The sequence below is a fragment of the Pigmentiphaga soli genome, assembly GCF_039541095.1.
Lineage (GTDB): Bacteria > Pseudomonadota > Gammaproteobacteria > Burkholderiales > Burkholderiaceae_B > Pigmentiphaga > Pigmentiphaga soli.
In genome coordinates this window covers 74,991-98,353 of the sequence record NZ_BAABFO010000018.1, presented here as the reverse complement: position 1 = coordinate 98,353, position 23,363 = coordinate 74,991, and the positions used below count along the sequence as shown (strand labels likewise).

Sequence of the window (23,363 nt, the reverse complement as noted above, 5' to 3'; positions counted from 1 at the left end):
TCCGCTTTTCCACCACGCTTCCATCGCAGGGCGCCTCATGCCAGTCAACGCTTCCGATTCCCCGTATCTGCGCACCGTGTTCGTGGTGTCCGACGGCACCGGCATCACGGCCGAAACCTTCGGCCATTCGGTGCTGGCCCAGTTCGAGGATGCGCGGTTCCGGCATATCCGGCTGCCGTTCATCGACTCGCTGGAGAAGGCGGCCGACGCGGCGGCGCGCATCGACCAGACCTGCCTGACCGACGGCCACCGGCCGATCGTGTTCAGCACCCTGGTCAACCCCGAGATCAACCAGCGCGTGCGCCAGGCCAATGCGCTGTTCCTGGACCTGTTCTCCACCTTCGTGGAGCCGATCGAACAAGAGCTGGGCGTGAAGTCCAGCCATTCGATCGGCCGCTCGCATACCGTCAGCAACGCCGCCAAGTACCAGGGCCGGATCGAGGCGATCAATTTCAGCCTTTCCCACGACGACGGCCAGTTCGTCAAGACCCTGGGCCAGGCCGACGTGATCCTGGTGGGCGTTTCCCGCTGCGGCAAGACGCCCACCAGCCTGTACCTGGCGATGCAGTACGGCGTGAAGGCGGCCAACGTGCCGCTGATTCCCGACGATTTCGAGCGCGACGCCCTGCCGTCGTCGCTGCTGCCGTACCGCTCCAAGCTGTTCGGCCTGACCATCCAGCCCGAGCGGCTGGCCGAGGTGCGCAACGAACGGCGGCCCGACAGCCGCTACGCCTCGCTGGAACAATGCCGCTACGAAGTGGCCGAGGCCGAGAAGCTGATGCGGCGCGAAGGCATCCGCTGGCTGTCGACCACCACCAAGTCGATCGAGGAAATCTCGACCACGGTGCTGCAGAAGATCGGGCTGGAAGGCCGGTTCTACTGACCGGCGCGGCGCGCCTGCCGCCGCTGCTCGAACAGGCACACGGCCGCCGCGGCGGCGACGTTGAGCGATTCGGCGGCGGGTTCCTGGTCGATGCGCAGGCGCAGCGCGGCGGCGCGTTGCAGGGCGGGGTCGACGCCCTGGCCTTCGTTGCCGAACACCCAGGCGGCGCGGGGCGGCAGGTCGGCGCGGAGGAGGTCGACGGCGTCGTCCAGCGTGGTGGCCAGCAGGGGAACGTCGAGCCGGGCGGACAAGGCAAGCAGGTCGACGTCTTCGTGGATCGTCAGCGAAAAATGCGCGCCCTGCCCCGAGCGCAGCACCTTGGTCGACCAGGCGTAGGCGGTGTCGGCCGACAGGAAGACGCGGCGCACGCCGGCGGCGGCGCAGCTGCGCAGGATGGAGCCGACGTTGCCGGGATCCTGGATCCGGTCCAGCAGCACGCAGTTCTCGTCCGCCCGGGCCGGCAGCGGCGGCGCCGGCGTGTCGATCACGAACACCACGCCCTGGCCGCTGCGAACGGTTTCCAGGCCGTCGACCAGGCCCGGCTCCAGCCATGCCTGGCAGGCCGGCGGCACGGCGTCGCGCAGCGCGCGCAGCTCGCCCGATTCCGAGCGGACAGCGTCGAACACCGCGTGGCGCGGCGTGCCGCCCCACTGCAGATAGGCCTGGCACAGGTGCACGCCTTCCAGCAGCGCCAGCCCCTGGCGGCGCGCGTGGGCGCCTTGCGCCAGCCGGCGCAGTTCCTTGTACAGCGGGTTGTCGCGCGAGGCGATGCGCTTCATCGGTCCAGCGCGTCGCGCACCGGGGCGAAGCTGCGCCGGTGCTCGGGGCACGGCCCGTGCTCGAACAGCGCCGACAGGTGCTGCGGCGTGCCGTAGCCCTTGTGCTGGTGGAAGCCGTAGGCCGGATAGAGCTCGTGCAGGCGCACCAGTTCGGCGTCGCGCGCCGTCTTGGCCAGGATCGACGCCGCCGAGATGGCTGGCACCTGCGCGTCGCCGCCGATCACGGTGCGCACCCGGCAGCGCAGCGCCGGCGCGCGGTTGCCGTCGATCTCGGCCAGGTCGATGGCGACGTTCAGCGCGTCCACCGCGCGCCGCATCGCCAGCATGGTCGCATTCAGGATGTTCAGGCTGTCGATTTCCTGCACGCTGGCGCTGGCCACGGCCCAGGCGTGCGCGCGGGCACGGATCAGCACCGCCAGCGCGTCGCGTTCTTCGGCCTCCAGCGCCTTGGAATCGGCCAGCCCGAGGATCGGGCGGTCGGGATCGAGCACGACGGCGGCGGCGTAGACCGGGCCGGCCAGCGGCCCGCGGCCGGCCTCGTCGACCCCGGCGCGCACCAGCACGGCGGTGGTTTCGAGGCTGGCGAGGTCCAGCTCGGCCCAGCCGAAATCCGTTTGTATCCAGCCGCGCTCGGGAGCGCCGTCCATTTCGATGTCGTCGGCGCCGCGCCGTGGCGCCCGTCCGCCCCTACCCGCCATGCCCCGCCACCTCCAGAATCGCATTGCTCGCCAGCGCCGGCGTATCGCGCACGAGTTCATCATGCAACGCAGTGAAACGCAAGACCAGTTCCCGGTTGCGGCGCTCGTCGGTCAGCGCCTGCCAGGCGGCGTCGGCCAGCGCCTGCGGCGTGGCGGCGTCCTGCAGCAGCTCCGGCACGACGAATTCGCGGCACAGGACGTTGGGCAGGCCGACCCACGGCAGATAGGCCTTGCGCCGCATGATCCAGTACGACAGCCGCGGCAGCACGTAGGAAATCACCATCGGCCGCTTGAACAGCGCGGCCTCCAGCGTGGCGGTGCCGCTGGCCACCAGCACCGCGTCGCAGGCCGCCAGCACGTCCTGCGAACCGCCCGCCACGACATGCAGGCCGGCCATGCCGCCCAGCCGCGCCGCGCAGGCCTCGAACTGGCGCTGTCGTTCGGCGCCGGCCATCGGCGCCCACAATTGCAGCCCCGGGTCGCGCCGCTGCAGCAGCCGGCCGGCTTCGAGAAAGCGCGGCGCCAGGTGGGCGATCTCGCCGGCGCGGCTGCCGGGCATCAGCGCCAAAACCCGCTGCGAGGAATCGATACCCAGGCGCCGGCGGGCCGCGGCGCGGTCGGGCTCGCGCGGGATGACCCCGGCCAGCGGATGGCCGATATAGGTGACGGGCACGCCGGCATCCTGGTAGATCTTGGCCTCGAACGGAAACACCACCAGCATGTGCGACACCGCCTCGCGGATGCGATGGATGCGCTCGCCGCGCCAGGCCCACAGCGAAGGGCCGATGAAATGCACGGTGGGAATGCCGGCGGCGCGCAGCGCGTGTTCGAGCGTGAAATTGAAATCCGGCGCGTCGACGCCGACGAAGGCCGCCGGCGGCTCGGCCAGCCAGCGCCGGCGAAGATCGGCGCGGATGCCCAGCAACTCGGGCAGGTGGCGCAATACGTCGGCATAGCCGTTGACGGCCAGCTTCTGCATCGGATACCAGGCGTCGAAGCCCTGGGCCAGCATTCTCGGCCCCCCTACGCCGGCCACTCGCAGGCCGGGCGCCCGCGCATGCAGCGCGGCGATCACCGGGGCGGCCAGCAGGTCTCCGGAAGGTTCGCCCGCCACCATGCCGATGACGGGGTCGGCACCTGCCACGCCGGCCCCGTCAGCGCACGATACCGCGCGTGGCGGTATCGAGGAAATCCAGCAGGGTGCGCAGCGAAGGTTCGAGTTCCGGGTCGGCTGCCTGCGCGCGCAGCGCCGCCTTGGCCTCTTCCAGCGTCAGGCCCTGCCGGTACAGCGTCTTGTACGCGGCGCGCAGCCCCGATACCTGGGCCGGCGTGAAACCGCGCCGCTTCAGGCCTTCGACGTTCATGCCCACCGGCCGCGCCGGGCTGCCGGCGCAGGTGACGAAGGGCGGCAGGTCCTGCAGCAGCGTGGCGTGCACGCCGGTCATCGCGTGCGCGCCGATCTTGACGAACTGGTGCACGCCCGTCATGCCGCCCAGGATGACGTGGTCGCCCAGATGCACGTGGCCGGCCAGTTGCGTGCCGTTGGCCAGGATGATGTTGCTGCCGAGCTGGCAGTCGTGCGCGATGTGCACGTAGGCCATGATCCAGTTGTCGTTGCCGAGCCGGGTCACGCCGACGTCCTGGATGGTGCCCGTGTTGACGGTGCACGATTCGCGGATCGTGTTGCGGTCGCCGATTTCGAGCCGGGTCGGCTCGCCGCCGTATTTCTTGTCCTGCGGCGGGCCGCCGATGGCCACCGAGGCGTAGAAGCGGTTGTCGCGCCCGATCGTGGTGTGGCCTTCGATCGTGGCGTGCGGGCCGATCTGCGTATTGGCGCCGATGCGCACGTGCGGGCCGATCACCGTGAACGGGCCGACCGTGACGCCGTCGTCGAGCTGGGCGGCCGGATCGACGATGGCGGTGGGATGGATCCGGGTCACCATGGCCGCGGCCTCAGCATTCGAGCGAACGCATGGTGCACATCAGGTCGGCTTCGGCCGCCAGCTGGCCGTCGACCTTGGCACAGCCCTTGTATTTCCAGATGCCGCGCGAGGTGCGCTCCACCGTGACTTCCAGCCGCAGCTGGTCGCCCGGCAGCACCGGCCGCTTGAAGCGGGCGCCGTCGATGCCGACGAAGTAGTACACGGTGTTGTCGTCGGGCTTCTTGCCGGCCGAGGTGAACGAGACGATGGCCGCCGCCTGCGCCAGCGCTTCCAGGATCAGCACGCCCGGCATGACCGGGTGGTGCGGGAAATGCCCGGTGAAAAACGGCTCGTTGATCGACACGTTCTTCAGCGCGGTGATCGATTCCCCCGGCACCACGTTGAGCACGCGGTCGATCAGCAGCATCGGATAGCGATGCGGCAGATGCTCGAGGATCCCCTTGATGTCCAGTTCCATGAATGTTTCCAGTCGTATGGGCGCCCGCCGGCCGTGCGCGCGGGCCTACCCTTTTTTCTCGAGCGCCTTGACCCGGCGCGCCAGGTCGGCCAGGTGGCGGACCGCCACGGCGTTGCGCTCCCATTCGCGGTGCTCGGTGCCGGGAAAGATGCCAGTGTAGCGGCCCGGCTTTTCCAGGTTCGAGAACACCGCCGTGGCGCCCGACACGAACACGTCGTCGCCGATGCGCAGGTGGCCGCCGATCATCGCCGCGCCGGCGATCATGCAGCGCGAGCCGATGGTGGTGGAGCCGGCGATGCCGACGCAGGCCGCCATCGCGGTGTGGTCGCCGACCTGGCAGTTGTGGGCGATCATGATCTGGTTGTCGAGCTTGACGCCGTTGCCGATCACCGTGTCGTCGAGCGCGCCGCGGTCGATCGTGGTGTTGGCGCCGATGTCGACGTCGTCGCCGATGCACACGCCGCCGAACTGCGGGATCCTGGTCCACGCGCCCTTGGCGCGGGTGGAGTCGGGAGCGAAGCCGAAGCCGTCGGCGCCGAGCACGGCGCCGGAATGGATCACGGCGCGCGCGCCCACCCGCACGCCGGCGTACAGCGTGACGCGCGGATGCAGCAGGCTGTCGGGGCCGATCTGGCAGCCGCGGCCGATCATGCAGCCGGCGCCGATCACGGCGCCGGCGCCGATGCGGGCGCCCGGTTCGATCACGGCCAGCGGCCCCACGCTGGCCGTGGGGTCGAGCACGGCGTCGGCGGCAATGACGGCCGACGGATGCACCTGCCCCGGCGGGGTGTCGCGCCGCTGGCGTTCGAACCACAGCCCGACGCGGGCGTACATCAGGTAGGGGTCGGCGCAGACGACCAGCACCGCGTTGCCGCCGGCCTCGCGATGGGCGCGCGCGACGGCATCGGTAACGATGACGGCGCCGGCCTGGGCGCCGGCGAGCTGGTCTTGATAGCGGGGGTTGGCGATGAAGGCCAGCTCCTGCGCGCCGGCATGCTCCAGCGCGGCGATGCCGGCGATGGCGCGCTCGCCGGCGCCGGCCGGGTCGAGCCGCCAATCCAGGCCCGTGGTGTCGGTCTCTTGCAGCAGGCGGGCCAGCGTGGGCGCCCGGGCCGGATCAAGCAGTATCGGCATACGCGGTCAGCAGACGGCCCGGGCCAGGCCCGGGCGGGCGTTTTCCGGCGTCACTTGGCGCCGGCGTTCAGGGCGGCGAGGACCTTGTCGGTGATGTCGACGCGGGGGCTGACCACCACGGCTTCCTGCAGGATCAGATCGTAGTTTTCCTGCTCGGCGATCTGCTTGATGACGCGGTTGGCGCGCTCCAGGATCTGCGACAGCTCTTCGTTGCGGCGCTGGTTCAGGTCTTCCTGGAACTCGCGGCGCTTGCGCTGGAAATCCTTGTCGAGATCGCTCAGCTCGCGCTGGCGGCGGGTGCGGTCGGCGTCGGACAGCACGGCGCTGTCCTTGTCGAGCTGGTCGGACATCGTGCGCAGGCGGGCGGCCATGTCTTGCAGGTCGGCATCGCGCTTCTTGAAATCGGCCTCGATCTTGGCCTGCGCCGCCTTGGCCGGCGCCGCGTCGCGGAAGATGCGTTCGGTGTTGACGAAGCCGATCTTGACCGGACCGTTGCCGTTGCGGGCGGTGGCGGGGGCTGCCGCGGCGGCCGGCGCCTGCTGTTGCTGAGCATGAGCCGCGCCGACGGCGGCGCCCGAGAGCGCCAGTACTGCCAGGACGCGGCCTGCCCCCTTGACGGCAGACGAAGCAGTCAGGCGTGCGGCAGACGTCGAAAACTTGCGGATCATGTAATTCTCGCTCGGAAATAATCGGATATTTTGCCACTAATGCCGCGCGCCGGGGCAAGCCCGGCGCGGGCCCAAGGGTAAACGGTTGTACCAGAAAAATGCCGTCAGGCGCCTGCTTGCCGGGTCAGAAGCCGGTGCCGATCTGGAACTGGAACGCCTGGGTGCGGTCGCCGGGCTTGGCGTTGAGGGCGTGGCCAAAAGAGATCTTCAGCGGTCCGATCGGCGACTGCCAGCTCAGGCCGACACCGACCGAGTAGCGCAGATCGCCCAGCGAGATGTTCTCGTCGTCGGCGTACACATTGCCGGCGTCGGTGAACAGGAACCAGCGCAGCGTACGGTCCTGCTGGCTGCCGGGGAACGGCAGCAGCAGCTCGGCGTTGGCGATGACCCGCTTGGCGCCGCCCAGGCTGTCGCCGTTCTTGGCGTCGCGCGGGCCGAGCGAGCCGCCGTCGAAGCCGCGGATCGACCCGATACCGCCTGCGTACATGTTCTTCAGCAGCGGGTAGGGTTTGCCGGCGAAGCCCTTGCCGTAGTCGACCTGACCGTTCAGCGCCAGCGTCATGCTGCGGTTGATGGGCCAGTAGTACTGGTGCTGGTAGCTGCCCTTGTAGTAGCGCAGGTCGCCGAAGGTGGAGGTCTCGGCGGCGGCGCGCTGATAGTAGCCGCGCGTGGGCGCCAGCGCGCTGTCGCGGTGGTCGTTGCTCCAGCCCACCGACCAGATGAAGGCGGTGCTGCGCGGGCCGAAGTCGCGCACGTAGTCGATGAAGCGCTGCGGGCTGTTGTCGTACAGCTTGATGTCGTTGAATTCCAGCGTGCCGCCGAAGAACACGCGCTGGGTTTCGGTGAACGGCACGCCGAAGGTCAGGCCGGCGCCGGCGGTGCGGATTTCGTAGTCGCCGGTGTTGATCGCCAGCGGCCGCAGCGTGCGGTAGTAGACGCTGGTGGAACGGCTGATGCCGTCCTGCGTGAAGTACGGGTTGGTCTGGCTGACCGCGATGGTGCGGTAGGTCTTGCCGGTGTTCAGCTCGATGCCGGCGGTGGTGCCGCTGCCGAAGATGTTGTCCTGGTTCAGGCCGGCCGACAGCACGACCTTGTCGGTACTGCTGAAGCCCGCGCCCAGGTTGATCATGCCGGTGGGCTTTTCCTGCACGTTGACGTTGACGTCGACCTGGTCGGGCGTGCCGGGCACCGGCGGCGTTTCCAGCGTGATGTTCTGGAAGTAGCCCAGGCGGTCGATCCGGTCGCGCGACAGCTGGATCTGGCCGGCGTCGTACCAGGCGCTTTCGAGCTGGCGCATTTCGCGGCGGATGACGACGTCGCGCGTGCGGGTATTGCCGCCGATGTTGACGCGCCGCACGTACACGCGGCGGTTCGGGTCGACGAAGAAGGTCAGGTCGGCCGTCTTGTGCTCGCGGTCGACCGCCGGGTTGGCGTTGACATTGCTGAACGCGTAGCCCAGCTTGCCGAGGTAATCCGTGATGGCCTTGCTGGAGGCGTTGACCTTCTCGGCCGAGAAGGTTTCGCCCGGCTTGACGGTGATCAGCTTGCGCAGGTCGTCGTCCAGGCCCAGCAGTTCGCCGGCCAGCTTGACGTCGCTGACGGTGTATTTGTCGCCTTCGGTGATCGACAGGGTGATGAAGATGTCCTTGCGGTCGGGCGAGATGGTGACCTGCGGCGAATCCACATTGAATTCCAGGTAGCCGCGGTTCATGTAGTACGAGCGCAGGGTTTCGATGTCGCCCTGCAGCTTCTGGCGCGAGTACTGGTCGGCCTTGGTGTACCAGGTGAGCCAGCCGGGCGTGGTGAGCTGCAGCTGGGACAGCAGTTCCTTTTCCGGGATGGCCTTGGCGCCGATGATCTTGATGCCGGCGATGCGGGCCACGTCGCCCTCGAACACGTCGAAGGTGATGCCGACGCGGTTGCGCTCCAGCGGCGTGATGGTGGGCACGATCTCGACCGAGTACTTGCCGCGCGCCAGGTACTGGCGCTTGAGTTCCTGCTCGGCGCGTTCGAGCAGCGCGCGGTCGAAGATGCGGGCCTCGGCGAAGCCGACCTCGGCCAGCGACTTCAGCACGTTGGCCGATTCGAATTCTTTCATGCCGTTGAACGAGATCGACGCGATCGCGGGGCGTTCGTCGACGATCACGACCACGACGTCGTTCTCCACCTCGATCCGCACGTCGCGGAAGAAGCCGGTGGCGAACAGCGCGCGCACCGCCTGCGTGGCCTGCTCTTCGGTGAAACGTTCGCCCACCTTGACGGGCAGATAGCCGAAAACCGTTCCTGCCTCGGTGCGCTGGATGCCTTCGACGCGGATGTCCTTGACGACGAAGGGTTCGAAAGCATGGGCCAAAGGGGCGACCGCCATGGCCAGCAGAAAAGTCAGCAGACGCGGCAAGCGCCGGGCGCGGTTGGTCATTCGTGATCCCGGGTGATTATCGAGTGGCGGACAGGACGGAAACTTCCCCCAATGCGGGCCGGACGGGCCGGCATGCGGTCGCGATACGGGGGGCAAGAATCATGGAATCCTATGTCAGCAGGCGCGAAAAGTCGTTGAACAGGGCGACGGCCATCAACAGCATCAGCAGGCCGAAGCCGGCCCGTTGGCCCATTTCCATCCATCGTTCGGGCGGCGGGCTGCCGCGGACGATTTCGACGAGATAATACAGCAGGTGCCCGCCGTCCAGCATCGGAATGGGCAACAGGTTCAGCACGCCCAGGCTTACGCTGACCAGCGCCAGGAAGGCCACGTACGATTCCAGCCCCATGCGGGCGGTCTGGCCGGCGTAGTCGGCGATGGTGACGGGCCCGCTCAGATTGCGCAGCGACACGTCGCCCACCACCATCTTGCCCAGCATCCGCAGCGAGAACCACGACACCTCGGCGGTGCGGCGGGTGCCCAGCGCCAGGCTGGCGAGCGGGCCGTGGCGGATGACCACCAGTTCGATGTCGCCGCCGATCTGCGCGCCGATCCGCCCCACGGTGGCGCCCGACTGGGCGTCGTGCTCGGCGTGCGGGACCACGTTCAGCGTGAGCGGCGCGCCGTCGCGCACCACCGCCAGCGCCAGCGGCTGGCCGGCATGGCGCTGGATGGTCTCGATCAGTTCGGTGGCCGACGGCTCGGCCTGGCCCTCGACGGCGGTGATGCGGTCGCCGGCCCGCAGGCCGGCCTCGGCCGCGGCGCTGCCGTCCATCACGGCCCGCACCACCGGACGCGGCGTGGCCAGCGACAGCCCCTGGCGGCCCAGCACGTCGCCCTCCATGTCGGCCAGCGAGGCCGAGGAGAAATCCAGCGTGCGCAGGTGGCGGGTGCCGTCGGCCGCCTGTACCGTGACCGCGGCCTGCTCGCGGTCGGTCAGCCGTTTCAGCAGGATCCAGCGGGCGTCGCTCCAGCTGGCGACGGGTTCGCCGTCGACCTCGACGATGCGGTCGCCGCGCGCCACCCCGGCCGCCGCGGCCACGCTGCCGGCTTGCGGCGCGGCCAGCACCGGCGCGGGCTCCTTGACGCCCGCCATGCTCAGCGCGGCGTACAGCAGCGCCGCCAGCGCCAGGTTGAACAGCGGCCCGGCGGCGACGATGGCGATGCGGCTGGCCACCGGCTTGGCGTTGAACGCCTGGTGGCGCAGCGCTTCGGGCACCTCGCCCTCGCGCTCGTCGAGCATCTTGACGTAGCCGCCCAGCGGGATCGCCGACAGCGCCCATTCGGTGCCCCGGCGGTCGACCCGGCGCGCCAGCACCCGGCCGAAACCGACCGAAAAGCGCAGGATCTTGACGCCGCAGGCGCGGGCGACGAGGTAGTGGCCGAGCTCGTGGATCACCACCAGGATGCCGAGCGCGACGGCGAAGGCTGCCAGGGTCAGGAGCATGGGAGTCTCCGGTATCGTTGCTGAAAGCGGCCGCTGCGGGCGGCCGGCAGGTTGCCCACTGTACCGCAGGCGGCGCCTCCGGTGGGCGCGGCGAGCGGCGCACGGCGTGCCGGCCGGAACCGCGGCGGCGCCGGCTGGAGACCGGACCGGCTCACGCGCCCGCCGTCAAGCGCCCGATGCGGTCGCGGGCGCATGCGCGGGCGTGGGCGTCGCAGGCCAGCAGCGCATCGAGGGAGGCCTCGGGAGCGGCGCGGCCGGCAGTGGCATCGAGCACGCTTTCGATCGCGGCGGGAATGTGGGTGTAGCGCAGCCCGCCGCGCAGGAAGGCGTCGACGGCGACCTCGTTGGCGGCGTTCAGCGCCACGCAGGCGCCCTGCCCGGCCTCCAGCGCCTGGAACGCCAGCCGCAGGCACGGGAAGCGCGCGAAATCGGGGTCTTCGAAATCCAGCCGGCCCAGCCGTGCCAGGTCGAGCGCCGTGACGCCCGCCTCGATCCGGTCGGGAAACGCCAGCCCATAGGCGATCGGCGTGCGCATGTCGGGCTGGCCGAGCTGGGCCAGCACCGAACCGTCGTCGTATTCGACCATCGAATGCACGACGCTCTGCGGATGCACCACCACCGAAATGCGGCTGGCCGGCATCGCGAACAGCCAGTGCGCTTCGATCACCTCCAGCCCTTTGTTGAGCATGGTGGCCGAGTCGACCGAGATCTTGCGGCCCATCGACCAGTTGGGATGGGCGCAGGCCTGGTCGGGCGTGACCTCGTCCAGCTCGTGCAGCGGACGGGTGCGGAACGGCCCGCCCGAGGCGGTCAGCAGCAGCCGCCGCACGCCGGCCGCCGGCTGGCGCGGCGCATGGGCGCGGGCGCCGCCGCGCGGCAGGCACTGGAAGATGGCGTTGTGTTCGCTGTCGATGGGCAGCAGTTCGGCGCCGTGCTCGCGCACCGCGTCCATGAACAGGACGCCGGCCACCACCAGCGCCTCTTTGTTGGCCAGCAGCACCCGCTTGCCGGCGCGCGCCGCGGCCAGCGCCGACGGCAGCCCGGCGGCGCCGACGATGGCGGCCATCACGGTATCGCTGGCCGGATCGGCGGCCGTATCGGCCAGCGCCTGCGCGCCCACGCGCACCTCGGGCAGGCCGCCGGCCCCGGCCGGCCAGGCGGCCGCGAAGCGCGCCGCCGCCGCGTCGTCCGGCACCACCACCGCCCGCGCGCGGCTGGCCGCGGCCTGCGCCGCCAGCACCTCCATCCGGCTATAGGCGCTGAGCGCCTCGACCCGGTAGCGGCCGGGATGGCGGGCGATGACGTCCAGCGTGCTGATGCCGATCGAGCCGGTGGCCCCCAGGACAGTAATGCGGCGAACGCTCAATCCACTATCACTCATCGCTACGCGACATCTTCATAACAATCCCCATGGTGCCACAACCCGCTCAGGACGCCGCGGATCCGGCTTCGCCGGTCCGCCAGCGTCGCCCCTTGAGCGGCGCGCGAAGCGCGTAGGGGTGGGCTCATACCAGCAACATGGCCAATGGCAGCACCGGAATCAAGGCGTCGATGCGGTCGTAGACGCCGCCGTGTCCCGGCAGCAGCGCGCTCGAATCCTTGTAGCCGGCGCGCCGTTTCAGCAGCGATTCGAACAGGTCGCCGGCGATCGACAGGGCCGCCAGCAGCAGCGCCGCCAGCGCGGCGCCGCCCCAGCCCCAGCGGGCCGCCAGCGCGGCGCCGAAGGTGCCGTCGAAGGCGGCGCAGGCCAGCACCAGCACCACCGCGCAGGCAATGCCGCCCACCGCGCCTTCGAGGGTCTTGCCGGGGCTGATGTGCGGCGCCAGCTTGCGGCGGCCGAAGGCCTTGCCGGTGAAATAGGCGCCGATGTCGGCCACCCACACCAGCGCCAGCAAGGTCAGCAGGAAGGCGATGCCGCGCCCGTGGGCGGCGGCCAGCGCCGACCAGGCGGCCAGCAGCGCCACCGGCGCGAACAGGGTCAGCAGCGCGCTGCGGGGCGGCGCGGCGGCATCGGCCCGCGCCAGCGAAGGCGCGACGCCAAGCACCCAGACCGCCGACATGGCGATCCACAGCCAGCGCCAGCCGGGCGCTTCCGGCGGGCCGCCCGCCTGCCAGCGCCAGGCGATCAGCGCCGCGCCGAACACGATGCCGGCCGCGGTTTCGGGCAGGCGCAGGCGGCCGTCCTGCGGCCGCCCCAGGGTCAGCCGCCACCATTCCCACAGCGCGCAGCCGACGAACACGGCCATCAGGGCCTCGAACGGCAGCGGCGACGGCGCCGCCAGCGCGCCGGCCAGGATGGCCAGCAGCACGACGGCGGTAATGACGCGTTGTTTCAGCATGGAAGCTCAGTGGCCCGCCGCCGGCTCGGACGCGATCGCCTCGGCCTCGAGCTGGGCGCTGGTGCGCCCGAAGCGGCGTTCGCGGCGCCGGTAGGACTCGCAGGCCAGGTCGAACTGCGCGGCGTCGAAGTCGGGCCAGAAGCAGTCGGTGAAGTACAGCTCGGTATAGGCCAGCTGCCAGATCAGGAAGTTGGAGATGCGCTTTTCGCCGCCGGTGCGGATGAACAGGTCGGGTTCGGGCGCATAGGCCATGGCCAGGAAGGGCGACAGCAGCGCCTCGTCGAGGCGCTCGGGCTGGTCGGCCAGCTCTGGATGGGCCAGCAGCGCGCGCCGCATCGCCTGCAGGATGTCCCAGCGCCCGCCGTAGTTGGCGGCGATGGTCAGCGTCAGGCGCCGGTTGTCGGCCGTGCGGGCTTCGACCTCGCGTATCAGTTCCTGCAGCCGCGGCTCGAAGGCGGTGATGTCGCCCACCACCTTGAGCCGGATGCCGTTGCGGTCGAGCTTGGTGACCTCGCGTTCGAGCGCGTGGATGAACAGCCGCATCAGCAGCGACACTTCATCCGGCGGGCGCCGCCAGTTCTCGGAACTGAACGCGAACAGCGTCAGGAACTCCACGCCGCGCTCGGCGCAGGCTTCGACGATGGTGCGCACCGCGTCGACGCCCTTCTTGTGGCCCGCGACGCGCGGCAGGAAGCGCCGCGTCGCCCAGCGGCCATTGCCGTCCATGATGATGGCGACGTGCCGGGGCACGCTCGCCGCCTGCGGGATGCCGAGGGTGGAACTCAAGGCCATGTGGAAGGCGCCTCCGGGGCTGGGACGGGGTTCAAACCGTCATGATCTCGGCCTCTTTCTGAGCCACCAGCTTGTCGATCTCGGCCACGTAGCGATCGGTCAGCTTCTGGACGTCGTCCTGCGCGCGGCGCTCGTCGTCTTCCGAGATTTCCTTTTCCTTGACCAGCTTCTTGAGCTGTTCGTTGGCGTCGCGGCGCAGGTTGCGCACCGCCACCTTGGCGTCTTCGCCCTCGCCGCGCACGACCTTGGTCAGCTCGCGCCGGCGCTCTTCGGTCAGCGCCGGCATCGGCACCCGGATCAGTTCGCCCATGGACTGCGGATTGAGACCGAGGTCGGACTCGCGGATCGCTTTTTCGATCACCTGCGCCATCTTCTTTTCCCACGGCTGGACGCTGATGGTGCGCGCGTCGATCAGCGACAGGTTGGCGACCTGGCTGAGCGGCACCTGCGAGCCATAGTACTCGACGTGGACGTGGTCGAGGATGCCGGCATGCGCCCGGCCGGTGCGGATCTTCGACAGGCTGGCCTTGAGCGTCTCGATGGACTTGCCCATTTTGCCTTCCGCGTTCTTCTTGACGTCGGCGATGCTCATTGGAAACTCCTGAATGCGATGCGATCAGACGTGGACCAGCGTCCCTTCGTCGTCGCCGGACACCACCCGCCTGAGCGCGCCCGGCTTGTTGATCGAGAAAACCTTGATCGGCAGCTTCTGGTCGCGGCACAGCGCGAAGGCGGTGGCATCCATCACCTCCAGCCGCCTGACGATGGCCTCGTCGAAGCTGATGCGGCTGTAGCGGGTGGCGCTGGGATCCTTCTTCGGATCGGCCGAATAGATGCCGTCGACCTTGGTGGCCTTGAGCACGATCTCGGCGCCGATCTCCGCCCCGCGCAGCGCCGCCGCGGTATCGGTGGTGAAGAAGGGGTTGCCCGTGCCGGCGGCGAAGATCACCACCTTGCCCTCTTCCAGGTAGCGTAGCGCCTTCGGGCGGATGTAGGGCTCCACCACTTGCTCGATATTCAGCGCCGACTGCACGCGGGCGTCGACGCCGCGGCGCTTGAGGGCGTCCTGCAGCGCGAGCGAATTCATGATGGTGGCCATCATGCCCATGTAGTCGGCGGTGGCGCGGTCCATGCCCTGCGCGCCCGGCGCCACGCCGCGGAAGATGTTGCCGCCGCCGATCACCAGCGCCAGTTCCACCCCCAGCTCCGCCACCTCGGCGATTTCTTCCACCATCCGGGCGATGGTGCTGCGGTTGATGCCGAACGCATCGTCGCCCATCAGCGCTTCGCCGGAAAGTTTGAGCAGCACCCGCTTGTACGCGCCCGGCGCGAGCCCGCCCGAAGCACTGATCTCTACCGTCATACCTTGTTCCTATCCGTGACCGGCCGAACCGGATGCGCCGCGCGGGGGCGCCGCAGCCGCCCCCGCAAGGCCCCTACTGCTCAACAGCGATCAACCGCGCGCGGCAGCGGCCTGGGCAGCGACTTCGGCGGCGAAGTCGGTGGTTTTCTTCTCGATGCCTTCGCCGACCACGTACAGCACGAACTGCTGCACCGCCGACTGCTTCGACTTGAGGACCTGCTCGACCGACTGCTTGTCGTCCTTGACGAACGGTTGCGACAGTAGCGTAACCTCTTTCAGGAACTTCTGGACCGATCCTTCCACCATCTTGGCGGCGATCTCGGCCGGCTTGCCCGATTCGGCCGCCTTTTGCTGGGCCACCGAGCGCTCGCGCTGGATGTCTTCTTCCGACACGCCGGTGGCGTTGAGCGCCTTCGGCTTGGTGGCGGCCACGTGCATGGCGATGTCCTTGCCCAGGGCGTCGTCGCCGCTGTATTCGACCAGCACGCCGATCTTGCCGCCATGCAGGTAGGAGGCCAGCTTGTTGGCGGTCTGGATGCGCGCGAAGCGGCGGATCGAGATGTTTTCGCCGATCTTGCCCACCAGCGCCAGGCGCACGCTGTCGACCGTGCCGTCACGGAACGGCAGCGCGGCCAGCGCGGCGACGTCGGCCGGGTCGGCGCCGGCCACCAGTTCGGCCACTTCCTTGGTGAAGGCCACGAAATCGTCGTTCTTGGCCACGAAATCGGTTTCGCTGTTGACTTCGACCAGCGCGCCCACGGTGGCGTCGGGCGCCACGTACAGGCCGATCAGCCCTTCGGCGGCGATGCGCGAGGCGGCCTTGCTGGCCTTGCTGCCGAGCTTGACGCGCAGCAGTTCCTCGGCCTTGGCCATGTCGCCGCCGGCCTCGGTCAGCGCCTTCTTGCATTCCATCATCGGGGCGTCGGTCTTTTCGCGCAGTTCCTTGACCAGCGCTGCGGTAATTTCGGCCATGATTGCTCCTGGGGTCGTCCGCCGGATCGCCGGCGGTAAGAATATTGGACTAAAAAGAAGGGGCGCTAGGCCCCTTCAGACGATTCAGCAGTAAACCTGCTTCAGCCGTACGGGCGATCAGGCCTCGTCGTTGACTTCCACGAACTCGTCGTCGCCGCCTTCGGCGACCGCCTCCACCACGCCTTGCAGCGCCTGTTCGCGGCCTTCCAGCACGGCATCGGCGATGCCCCGCGCGTACAGCGCGATGGCCTTGGCGGAGTCGTCGTTGCCCGGGATGACGTGGGCCACGCCGTCCGGCGAGTGGTTAGTATCCACCACGGCAACTACCGGGATGTTAAGCGCCTTGGCCTCGGTCACGGCGATCTTGTGGTAACCGACGTCGATGATGAAGATGGCGTCGGGCAGGCCGTTCATGTCCTTGATGCCGCCGATCGACTTGTTCAGCTTGGCCAGCTCGCGCTCGAACATCAGCGCTTCCTTCTTGCTCATGCGCTCGGTGGCGCCCTCGGCCTGCATGGCTTCCATGTCTTTCAGGCGCTTGATCGAGGTCTTGACCGTCTTGAAATTGGTCAGCATGCCGCCGAGCCAGCGGGCGTCGACGAAAGGCATGCCGCAGCGGGCGGCTTCCTCGGCGATGATCTCGCGGGCGGCGCGCTTGGTGCTGACGAAAAGGATGGTGCCGCGGCGGGCCGACAGCTGGCGGACGAACTTCAGCGCGTCCTGGTAGAGCGCCATCGTCTTTTCGAGGTTGATGATGTGGATCTTGTTGCGATGGCCGAAAATGAAGGGGGCCATCTTGGGGTTCCAGAAGCGCGTCTGGTGCCCGAAATGGACACCGGCTTCCAGCATTTCACGCATGGTAACGGACATGGTCTGCTCCGAGGGTTGGGTCTGGCGCCGCGCCCGTATCGCGGACGGCGCCCGGGCCTACCCGGCCCGGCCGCGCCGCCCGCGACACCCTGGGTGGCGCGGCGTGCGATTTCCCTGCGACGGCGGCCAAATCGGCCCAAATCGGCCCGAGTCGCTGGCACCACCGCGCAAAGGATGCGTTTCCTTGCAGCTTTGCACGACGTTTTATCGTCGGAAAGGCTAGGAAAGCCTATAATTCTACTATTTTCCGGGCGCCCCGCTCAAGCGGCCGGCCAGGCCGGCCACAGGCGCCCTCCTGCCGCCACCGCCCGGCCGTTACAATCTGGTACCAAATATGAGCATCAGCATCAAGAACGCCCAGGAAATCGAGCAGATGCGCCTCGCCTGCCAGGATGCCGCCCGCATCCTGGATTTCCTCACGCCTTACGTCAAGCCCGGGGTGACCACCGGCGAACTCGACCGCCTGTGCCTGGACTACCTCACCAACGAACTGAAGGTGAAGTCCGCCACGATCGGCTACGCGCCGCCCGGCTACCCGCCCTTCACCGGCTCGATCTGCACCTCGGTCAACCACCAGGTGTGCCACGGCATCCCCGGCCCCAAGGTGCTGAAGAACGGCGACATCCTGAACATCGACGTCACCATCATCAAGGACGGCTGGCACGGCGACACCAGCCGCATGTACTACGTGGGCGAGCCCTCGGTGCTGGCCCGCCGGCTGACCGAAACCACCTACGAATGCATGTGGCTGGGCATCGAGCAGGTGCGGCCCGGCGCCCGCCTGGGCGACATCGGCCACGCCATCCAGAAGCACGCCGAAGGGCGAGGCTACAGCGTGGTGCGCGAATTCTGCGGCCACGGCATCGGCCGCGTGTTCCACGAAGACCCGCAGATCCTGCACTACGGCAAGCCGGGCGCCGGCCTCGAACTGCAGCCCGGCATGGTCTTCACCATCGAGCCGATGATCAACGCCGGCCGCCGCGAGATCCGCGAACTGGCCGACGGCTGGACCATCGTCACCCGCGACCACAGCCTGTCGGCCCAATGGGAGCACACCGTGCTGGTGACGGCCACCGGCTATGAAGTGCTGACCGTCTCGGCCGGCATGCCGGCGCCGCCCGCCTTCGTGCTGGACCACGCCGCGGCGTGAACGACCTCCCGCGGGCCGCCGCGCCCGCAGCCTGCGCCATGAACGCCGCCCTCCCCCTCCCGCCCGCCACCCTGGCCGACCTGCGGGCCGACATGCGCGCCGCCCGCCAGCGCGCCATCGACGCCTTCCGCGACCACCGCCGGCCCGACACCCTGCTGACCGAACTGCGGCGCGTGGTCGACCACACCTTGCTGGCGCTGCTGGCGCTGCACCCGCTGCCCGACGGCGCCGCGCTGGCGGCCGTGGGCGGCTACGGGCGCGGCGAGCTCTACCCGTTCTCCGACGTCGACATCCTGGTCCTGCTGCACCGCCCGCCGGAAGGCGCCGACGAAGAACGCATCGCCGGCCTGGTGACGGCGCTGTGGGACATCGGCCTGGAGCCCGGGCACAGCGCGCGCACGGTGGACGAATGCATGGCCGAGGCCGCCAAGGACATCACGGTCGAGACCGCGCTGCTGGAGGCCCGCTACCTGGCCGGCAGCCGGGCCCTGATGCGGCGCTTCGAAACGGCGATGCAGGAGCACCTGGACAAGCGCGCCTTCTTCAGCGCCAAGCTGCTGGAGATGCGCCAGCGCCACACCAAGTACAACTACACCCCGTACGCGCTGGAGCCCAACTGCAAGGAATCGCCCGGCGGCCTGCGCGACCTGCAGGTGATCCTGTGGATGGCGCGCGCCGCCGGCTTCGGCAAGAACTGGGGCCAGGTGGCCCGCGCCGGCCTGCTCACCACCGACGAGGCCCGCCAGCTGCGCCGCGCCGAGCAGGCCTTCAAGCGGCTGCGCATCGAACTGCACCTCCTGACCGGCCGCCGCGAAGACCGCGTGGTGTTCGACGTGCAGGCCGCGCTGGCCGAGGTGTACGGCTTCAAGTCGAGCGGGCCGCGGCGCGCCAGCGAACTGCTGATGCAGCGCTATTACTGGGCCGCCAAGCTGGTCACCCAGCTCAACACCATCCTGGTGCAGAACATCGAGGAACGGCTGTTCCCGCGCCCCGGCGAACAGGCGCAAGACATCGACGACGATTTCTACTGCCTGCACGACCGGCTGGAAATCCGCCGCGACGACGCCTTCGAGCGCAACCCCTCCCTGCTGCTGCGCGCCTTTCTGGCCATGCAGCAGAACGCCACGCTGACCGGCATGTCGGCGCGCACGCTGCGCGCCATCTGGCACGCGCGCCACCTGATCGACGCGCAGTTCCGCCGCAACCCGGTCAACCGCCACCTGTTCGTGACCATCCTGCAGCAGCCGCGCGGCATCGTGCACGAACTGCGGCGCATGAACGACCTCAGCATCCTGCCGCGCTACCTGCCGCCGTTCCGGCGCATCGTGGGGCAGATGCAGCACGACCTGTTCCACGCCTACACGGTGGACCAGCACATCCTGATGGTGGTGCGCAATCTGCGCCGCTTCACGATGCCGGAACACGCGCACGAATATCCGCTGTGCAGCCAGCTGATCGCCGATTTCGACCGCCGCTGGCTGCTGTACCTGGCAGCGCTGTTCCACGACATCGCCAAGGGGCGCGGCGGCGACCACTCCGAGCTGGGCGCCATCGACGCCCGCAAGTTCGCGCGCGACCACGGCCTGGCGCCGGCCGACGCCGAACTGCTGGAATTCCTGGTGCGCGAACACCTCACCCTGTCGTCGGTGGCGCAGAAGCAGGACCTGTCCGACCCCGGGGTGATCCACCAGTTCGCGCAGCGGATGGGCGACACCCGCCACCTGACCGCGCTCTACCTGCTGACGGTGGCCGACATCCGCGGCACCAGCCCCAAGGTGTGGAACGCCTGGAAAGGCAAGCTGCTGGAAGACCTGTTCCTGATGACCCGGCGCGTGCTGGGCGGCGACGCGCCCGACCCGACCGCCGTGCTCGAGAACCGCAAGCACGAGGCGATGCGCATCCTGCGCCTGTACGGCCTGGCCGACGGCGTGCAGAAGCCGCTGTGGAACCAGCTCGATGTGGCCTATTTCATGCGCCACGACGCGCCCGAGATCGCCTGGCACACGCGCCACCTGTATCGCGCCGTCAACAGCGAGGAGCCCATCGTCCGGGCCCGTATCGCGCCGGCCGGCGAAGGGCTGCAGATCGTGGTCTACCTGAAAGACCGGCCCGACCTGTTCGCCCGCATCTGCGGCTATTTCGACGAACGCCGGCTGAGCGTGCAGGACGCCCGCATCCACACCACCCGCCACGGCTGGGCGCTCGACAGCTTCATCGTGCTCACCCAGGGCACCGCCAGCGAGCAGCGCTCGCTGCTGAGCCTGGTCGAACACGAACTGAAGGAATGGCTGTCGCAGGAAGCTGCGCCGGCCGGCCGGCCGCGGCCGGCCTACGGGCCGCTGGGCGGCCGCCAGTCGCGCCAGTCGCGGCTGTTCCCGATCTCGCCCAGCGTCGACCTGCGCCCCGACGAACGCGGCCAGTCGTGGATCCTGAGCGTGACGGCGTCCGACCGCACCGGGCTGCTGTATTCGCTGGCCCGCACCTTCGCCCGGCACGGCATCAACCTCAAGACCGCCAAAGTCATGACGCTGGGCGAACGGGTGGAAGACACCTTCCTGATCGACGGCCCGACGCTGAACAACGCCCGCAGCCAGATCCAGTTCGAGCAGGACGTGCTCGACGCGCTGCAATAGCGCCCCGCCGCGGCGACGCAGCACGACGCCGCCGGCGGAGCGCATCCCGGCGGGTCGGCGCCCCGGCGCGCCCGAGCTTAACGAATTGAAAGCCCGTCTTGCGCCGTGCAACAATTGAACGCAACAATAAGCCCTCAGGGCCGCGCCGCCGCGCCCGCCGCCAAGCCCTTCGAGGAGCATCGCCTGTGTCCGCCATCGCCACCGCCGCCCCGACCGTGCCCGAAATCGAGGACGACCGTACCTCGCTGACCAAGGAAGGCCTGAAGCGCGCCTTCTTCGACCACCTGTTCTACACGCTGGGCAAGTTCCCGGCCATCGCCGGCAAGAACGACATGTACCTCGCGCTGGCCCACGCCGTGCGCGACCGCACCCTGCAGCGCTGGATCTGCAGCGCCGCCGAGTACATGGACCAGGCCCCGCGCACCGTGGCCTACCTGTCGGCCGAATTCCTGATGGGCCCGCACCTGGGCAACAACCTCATCAACCTGGGCATCTACGACGAAGTGCGCGAGGCCGTGCGCGAGATGGGGCTCGATTTCGCCGAGCTGCTGCGGCAAGAGGAAGAGCCGGGCCTGGGCAACGGCGGCCTGGGCCGGCTGGCGGCCTGTTTCATCGACTCGCTGGCCACCGCCGAGGTGCCCACCATCGGCTACGGCATCCGCTACGAATACGGCATCTTCTACCAGACCATCATCGACGGCTACCAGGTCGAGAACACCGACAAATGGCTGCGCTACGGCAATCCCTGGGAGATCCGGCGCGCCGAATGGGCGGTGGAGGTCAAGCTGGGCGGCCACACCGAGCAGTATTCCGACGACCACGGCAGGCTGCACGTGCGCTGGGCGCACGACAAGACGGTGATGGGCGTGCCGTTCGATTCGCCCATCCTGGGCTACCGCGTCAACACCACCAACACGCTGCGCCTGTGGCGCGCCGAGGCCACCGAGGCCTTCGACTTCTCGGTGTTCAACCGCGGCGACTACCTCGGCGCCGTCAGCAAGAAGGTCACCTCCGAAAACCTGACCAAGGCGCTCTACCCCAACGACGAAACCCCGCAAGGCAAGGAGCTGCGGCTGGAGCAGCAGTACTTCTTCGTGTCGTGCTCGCTGCAGGACATGCTGCGACTGCACCTGATCCGCAAGCTGCCGCTGGAACAGTTCGACCAGAAGTTCGCGATCCAGCTCAACGACACTCACCCGGCGATCGCCGTGGCCGAACTGATGCGGCTGCTGGTGGACGAGCACCAGATGGCGTGGGACGATGCCTGGCGCATCACCACCCGCACCTTCTCGTACACCAACCACACGCTGCTGCCGGAAGCGCTCGAACGCTGGCCGCTGGAGCTGTTCCAGCGCATCCTGCCGCGCCACCTGGAAATCATCTACGAGATCAACGCGCGCTTCCTGAACGACGTGCGGATCCGCTTCATGGGCGACGAATCGCGCATCGTGCGGCTGTCGCTGATCGACGAAAGCGGCGAGCGCTACGTGCGCATGGCGCACCTGGCCTGCGTCGGCAGCCACACCATCAACGGCGTGGCGGAGCTGCATTCGGAATTGCTCAAGCAGGACGTGCTGCGCGACTTCTACGAGATGTGGCCCGAGAAGTTCACCAACGTCACCAACGGCGTCACGCCGCGCCGCTGGATGGTGCTGAGCAACCCGCGCCTGACCGGCCTGATCACCGAGACCATCGGCGACGACTGGATCACCGACCTGCCCCGCCTGGCCGGGCTCGAGTCCCATGCCGCCGACGCCGGCTTCCGCGACGCCTGGCGCAAGGTCAAGCGCGACAACAAGATCGACCTGGCGGCGCTGATCAGGCGCCGCACCGGCGTGGTGGTTGCGCCCGATTCGATGTTCGACGTGATGGTCAAGCGCATCCACGAATACAAGCGCCAGCACCTGGCGGTGCTGCACATCGCCACGCTGTACCACCGGATCAAGTCGGGCCGCGACGGCGACATCGTGCCGCGCACCTTCGTGTTCGGCGGCAAGGCCGCGCCCGGCTATCACATGGCCAAGCTGATCATCAAGCTGATCACCTCGGTGGCCGACGTGGTCAACAACGATCCGGGCGTGCGCGACCTGCTCAAGGTGGTGTTCCTGCCGAACTTCAACGTCACCCACGGCCAGTGCGTGTATCCGGGCGCAGAACTGTCGGAACAGATCTCGCTGGCCGGCAAGGAGGCCTCGGGCACCGGCAACATGAAATTCGCGATGAACGGCGCGCTCACCATCGGCACGATGGACGGCGCCAACATCGAGATCCGCCAGCAGGTAGGGGCCGAGAACTTCTTCCTGTTCGGCCATACCGCGCAGGAAGTGCAGGAGATCAAGTCGCGCGGCTACCGGCCGCGCGACTTCTACGAAGCCAACGCCGAGCTGCGCGCGGTGCTGGGGCTGATCCAGAGCGGGTTCTTCTCGCGCGGCGACCAGGACCTGTTCAAGCCCATCGTCGAAGGCCTGCTGGGCTGGGATCCGTATCTGCTGCTGTCGGACTACGCTTCCTACATCCAGTGCCAGGAGCGGGTCAACGCCGCCTACCTCGATGCCGAAGCGTGGACCCGGATGTCCATCGTCAACTGCGCCAACTCGGGGCAGTTTTCCTCTGACCGCAGCGTGGCCGAGTACTGCCGCAACATCTGGCGCGTCGGCCCGCGGCCGATCTCGCTGCACGCCAAGGAAGAACTGCAGAGCCTGCCGCCCGACGGCGCCGGCCGCTACGGCCGCTACGACCGCTAACCCCCCGTTCCCGCGCACTCTCCCCAGGATGCGGCGGATCCGGCTCGGCCGGTCCGCCCGCATCGCCCCCTG

Annotated in this window: 20 protein-coding genes; 4 read left to right on the top strand and 16 right to left on the bottom strand. The window is 68.9% G+C overall.

Features of this window, described 5'->3' with window-relative positions:
* Nucleotides 1-37 precede the first annotated feature (37 nt).
* Entirely contained in the window at nt 38-883 is an 846-nt protein-coding gene (gene ppsR, locus ABD927_RS17565; protein WP_345251142.1) for a posphoenolpyruvate synthetase regulatory kinase/phosphorylase PpsR, read from the top strand.
* Here the strand turns inward: ppsR and ABD927_RS17560 are convergent.
* The 16 genes from ABD927_RS17560 to rpsB form a co-directional block, all read right to left on the bottom strand.
* The gene (locus tag ABD927_RS17560) at nt 877-1,662 is read right to left on the bottom strand and encodes a TrmH family RNA methyltransferase (protein ID WP_345251141.1); all 786 of its coding nucleotides are present in this window, start codon (nt 1,660-1,662) and stop codon (nt 877-879) included. The genes ppsR and ABD927_RS17560 overlap by 7 nt on opposite strands.
* Complete coding sequence (gene rnhB / locus ABD927_RS17555; protein WP_345251140.1) at nt 1,659-2,360, bottom strand: ribonuclease HII; 702 nt, start codon at nt 2,358-2,360, stop codon at nt 1,659-1,661. Before rnhB ends, ABD927_RS17560 begins: the two co-directional genes overlap by 4 nt.
* Nucleotides 2,350-3,477 (bottom strand): lipid-A-disaccharide synthase, encoded by a 1,128-nt coding sequence (gene lpxB / locus ABD927_RS17550; protein ID WP_345251153.1) that lies wholly within the window; start codon nt 3,475-3,477, stop codon nt 2,350-2,352. The genes rnhB and lpxB overlap by 11 nt, the downstream gene beginning before the upstream one ends.
* 37 nt (nt 3,478-3,514) lie before the next feature.
* Nucleotides 3,515-4,303: an acyl-ACP--UDP-N-acetylglucosamine O-acyltransferase gene (gene lpxA, locus ABD927_RS17545; protein ID WP_345251139.1), complete on the bottom strand. Its 789-nt coding sequence runs from the start codon at nt 4,301-4,303 to the stop codon at nt 3,515-3,517.
* A gap of 10 nt (nt 4,304-4,313) precedes the next feature.
* Nucleotides 4,314-4,760 carry a 3-hydroxyacyl-ACP dehydratase FabZ gene (fabZ, locus tag ABD927_RS17540; RefSeq protein ID WP_345251138.1) on the bottom strand — a complete coding sequence of 149 codons (447 nt, stop codon included), beginning with the start codon at nt 4,758-4,760 and terminating at the stop codon, nt 4,314-4,316.
* A gap of 45 nt (nt 4,761-4,805) precedes the next feature.
* Nucleotides 4,806-5,894, bottom strand: coding sequence for a UDP-3-O-(3-hydroxymyristoyl)glucosamine N-acyltransferase (gene lpxD / locus ABD927_RS17535; RefSeq protein WP_345251137.1), 1,089 nt, complete (start codon nt 5,892-5,894; stop codon nt 4,806-4,808).
* Between the two features lie 50 nt (nt 5,895-5,944).
* Nucleotides 5,945-6,562: an OmpH/Skp family outer membrane protein gene (locus ABD927_RS17530; RefSeq protein WP_345251136.1), complete on the bottom strand. Its 618-nt coding sequence runs from the start codon at nt 6,560-6,562 to the stop codon at nt 5,945-5,947.
* Nucleotides 6,563-6,686: 124 nt separating this feature from the next.
* Entirely contained in the window at nt 6,687-8,981 is a 2,295-nt protein-coding gene (gene bamA / locus ABD927_RS17525; RefSeq protein WP_345251135.1) for an outer membrane protein assembly factor BamA, read from the bottom strand.
* Nucleotides 8,982-9,090: 109 nt separating this feature from the next.
* Entirely contained in the window at nt 9,091-10,428 is a 1,338-nt protein-coding gene (rseP, locus tag ABD927_RS17520; RefSeq protein ID WP_345251134.1) for an RIP metalloprotease RseP, read from the bottom strand.
* Between the two features lie 151 nt (nt 10,429-10,579).
* Nucleotides 10,580-11,794, bottom strand: a complete 1,215-nt coding sequence (gene ispC / locus ABD927_RS17515) for a 1-deoxy-D-xylulose-5-phosphate reductoisomerase (RefSeq protein WP_345251133.1) — start codon at nt 11,792-11,794, stop codon at nt 10,580-10,582.
* A gap of 139 nt (nt 11,795-11,933) precedes the next feature.
* Nucleotides 11,934-12,767, bottom strand: coding sequence for a phosphatidate cytidylyltransferase (locus ABD927_RS17510; protein WP_345251132.1), 834 nt, complete (start codon nt 12,765-12,767; stop codon nt 11,934-11,936).
* Nucleotides 12,768-12,773: 6 nt separating this feature from the next.
* Nucleotides 12,774-13,559, bottom strand: a complete 786-nt coding sequence (uppS, locus tag ABD927_RS17505; protein WP_345251131.1) for a polyprenyl diphosphate synthase — start codon at nt 13,557-13,559, stop codon at nt 12,774-12,776.
* A gap of 31 nt (nt 13,560-13,590) precedes the next feature.
* On the bottom strand, nt 13,591-14,151 hold the full coding sequence (gene frr / locus ABD927_RS17500) for a ribosome recycling factor (protein ID WP_345251130.1): 561 nt from the start codon (nt 14,149-14,151) through the stop codon (nt 13,591-13,593).
* A gap of 24 nt (nt 14,152-14,175) precedes the next feature.
* Nucleotides 14,176-14,922, bottom strand: a complete 747-nt coding sequence (gene pyrH, locus ABD927_RS17495) for a UMP kinase (RefSeq protein WP_345251129.1) — start codon at nt 14,920-14,922, stop codon at nt 14,176-14,178.
* Nucleotides 14,923-15,012: 90 nt separating this feature from the next.
* Nucleotides 15,013-15,894, bottom strand: a complete 882-nt coding sequence (gene tsf, locus ABD927_RS17490; RefSeq protein WP_345251128.1) for a translation elongation factor Ts — start codon at nt 15,892-15,894, stop codon at nt 15,013-15,015.
* A gap of 117 nt (nt 15,895-16,011) precedes the next feature.
* A complete protein-coding gene (gene rpsB, locus ABD927_RS17485) occupies nt 16,012-16,764 on the bottom strand; it encodes a 30S ribosomal protein S2 (RefSeq protein ID WP_345251127.1) in 753 nt (250 codons plus the stop codon).
* Between the two features lie 334 nt (nt 16,765-17,098).
* Here rpsB and map point away from each other — a divergent pair, with 334 nt between their 5' ends.
* The 3 genes from map (at nt 17,099) to ABD927_RS17470 (ending at nt 23,291) form a co-directional block, all read left to right on the top strand.
* The gene (gene map / locus ABD927_RS17480) at nt 17,099-17,914 is read left to right on the top strand and encodes a type I methionyl aminopeptidase (protein ID WP_345251126.1); all 816 of its coding nucleotides are present in this window, start codon (nt 17,099-17,101) and stop codon (nt 17,912-17,914) included.
* A 38-nt stretch (nt 17,915-17,952) separates the two neighbouring features.
* A complete protein-coding gene (locus ABD927_RS17475; protein ID WP_345251125.1) occupies nt 17,953-20,547 on the top strand; it encodes a [protein-PII] uridylyltransferase in 2,595 nt (864 codons plus the stop codon).
* Nucleotides 20,548-20,732: 185 nt separating this feature from the next.
* Entirely contained in the window at nt 20,733-23,291 is a 2,559-nt protein-coding gene (locus ABD927_RS17470; protein ID WP_345251124.1) for a glycogen/starch/alpha-glucan phosphorylase, read from the top strand.
* The last annotated feature ends 72 nt before the right edge of the window (nt 23,292-23,363 follow it).

Bases quoted from the DNA above. Each gene is read 5' to 3' on its own strand.
- ABD927_RS17475 (WP_345251125.1), top strand. From the start codon at position 17,953: ATGAACGCCGCCCTCCCCCTCCCGCCCGCCACCCTGGCCGACCTGCGG.
- pyrH (WP_345251129.1), bottom strand. From the start codon at position 14,922: ATGACGGTAGAGATCAGTGCTTCGGGCGGGCTCGCGCCGGGCGCGTAC.
- fabZ (WP_345251138.1), bottom strand. From the start codon at position 4,760: ATGGAACTGGACATCAAGGGGATCCTCGAGCATCTGCCGCATCGCTAT.
- ABD927_RS17560 (WP_345251141.1), bottom strand. From the start codon at position 1,662: ATGAAGCGCATCGCCTCGCGCGACAACCCGCTGTACAAGGAACTGCGC.
- ABD927_RS17530 (WP_345251136.1), bottom strand. From the start codon at position 6,562: ATGATCCGCAAGTTTTCGACGTCTGCCGCACGCCTGACTGCTTCGTCT.
- map (WP_345251126.1), top strand. From the start codon at position 17,099: ATGAGCATCAGCATCAAGAACGCCCAGGAAATCGAGCAGATGCGCCTC.
- rnhB (WP_345251140.1), bottom strand. From the start codon at position 2,360: ATGGCGGGTAGGGGCGGACGGGCGCCACGGCGCGGCGCCGACGACATC.
- uppS (WP_345251131.1), bottom strand. From the start codon at position 13,559: ATGGCCTTGAGTTCCACCCTCGGCATCCCGCAGGCGGCGAGCGTGCCC.
- lpxA (WP_345251139.1), bottom strand. From the start codon at position 4,303: ATGGTGACCCGGATCCATCCCACCGCCATCGTCGATCCGGCCGCCCAG.
- ppsR (WP_345251142.1), top strand. From the start codon at position 38: ATGCCAGTCAACGCTTCCGATTCCCCGTATCTGCGCACCGTGTTCGTG.
- bamA (WP_345251135.1), bottom strand. From the start codon at position 8,981: ATGACCAACCGCGCCCGGCGCTTGCCGCGTCTGCTGACTTTTCTGCTG.
- lpxB (WP_345251153.1), bottom strand. From the start codon at position 3,477: ATGGTGGCGGGCGAACCTTCCGGAGACCTGCTGGCCGCCCCGGTGATC.
- frr (WP_345251130.1), bottom strand. From the start codon at position 14,151: ATGAGCATCGCCGACGTCAAGAAGAACGCGGAAGGCAAAATGGGCAAG.
- tsf (WP_345251128.1), bottom strand. From the start codon at position 15,894: ATGGCCGAAATTACCGCAGCGCTGGTCAAGGAACTGCGCGAAAAGACC.
- rpsB (WP_345251127.1), bottom strand. From the start codon at position 16,764: ATGTCCGTTACCATGCGTGAAATGCTGGAAGCCGGTGTCCATTTCGGG.
- ABD927_RS17510 (WP_345251132.1), bottom strand. From the start codon at position 12,767: ATGCTGAAACAACGCGTCATTACCGCCGTCGTGCTGCTGGCCATCCTG.
- lpxD (WP_345251137.1), bottom strand. From the start codon at position 5,894: ATGCCGATACTGCTTGATCCGGCCCGGGCGCCCACGCTGGCCCGCCTG.
- rseP (WP_345251134.1), bottom strand. From the start codon at position 10,428: ATGCTCCTGACCCTGGCAGCCTTCGCCGTCGCGCTCGGCATCCTGGTG.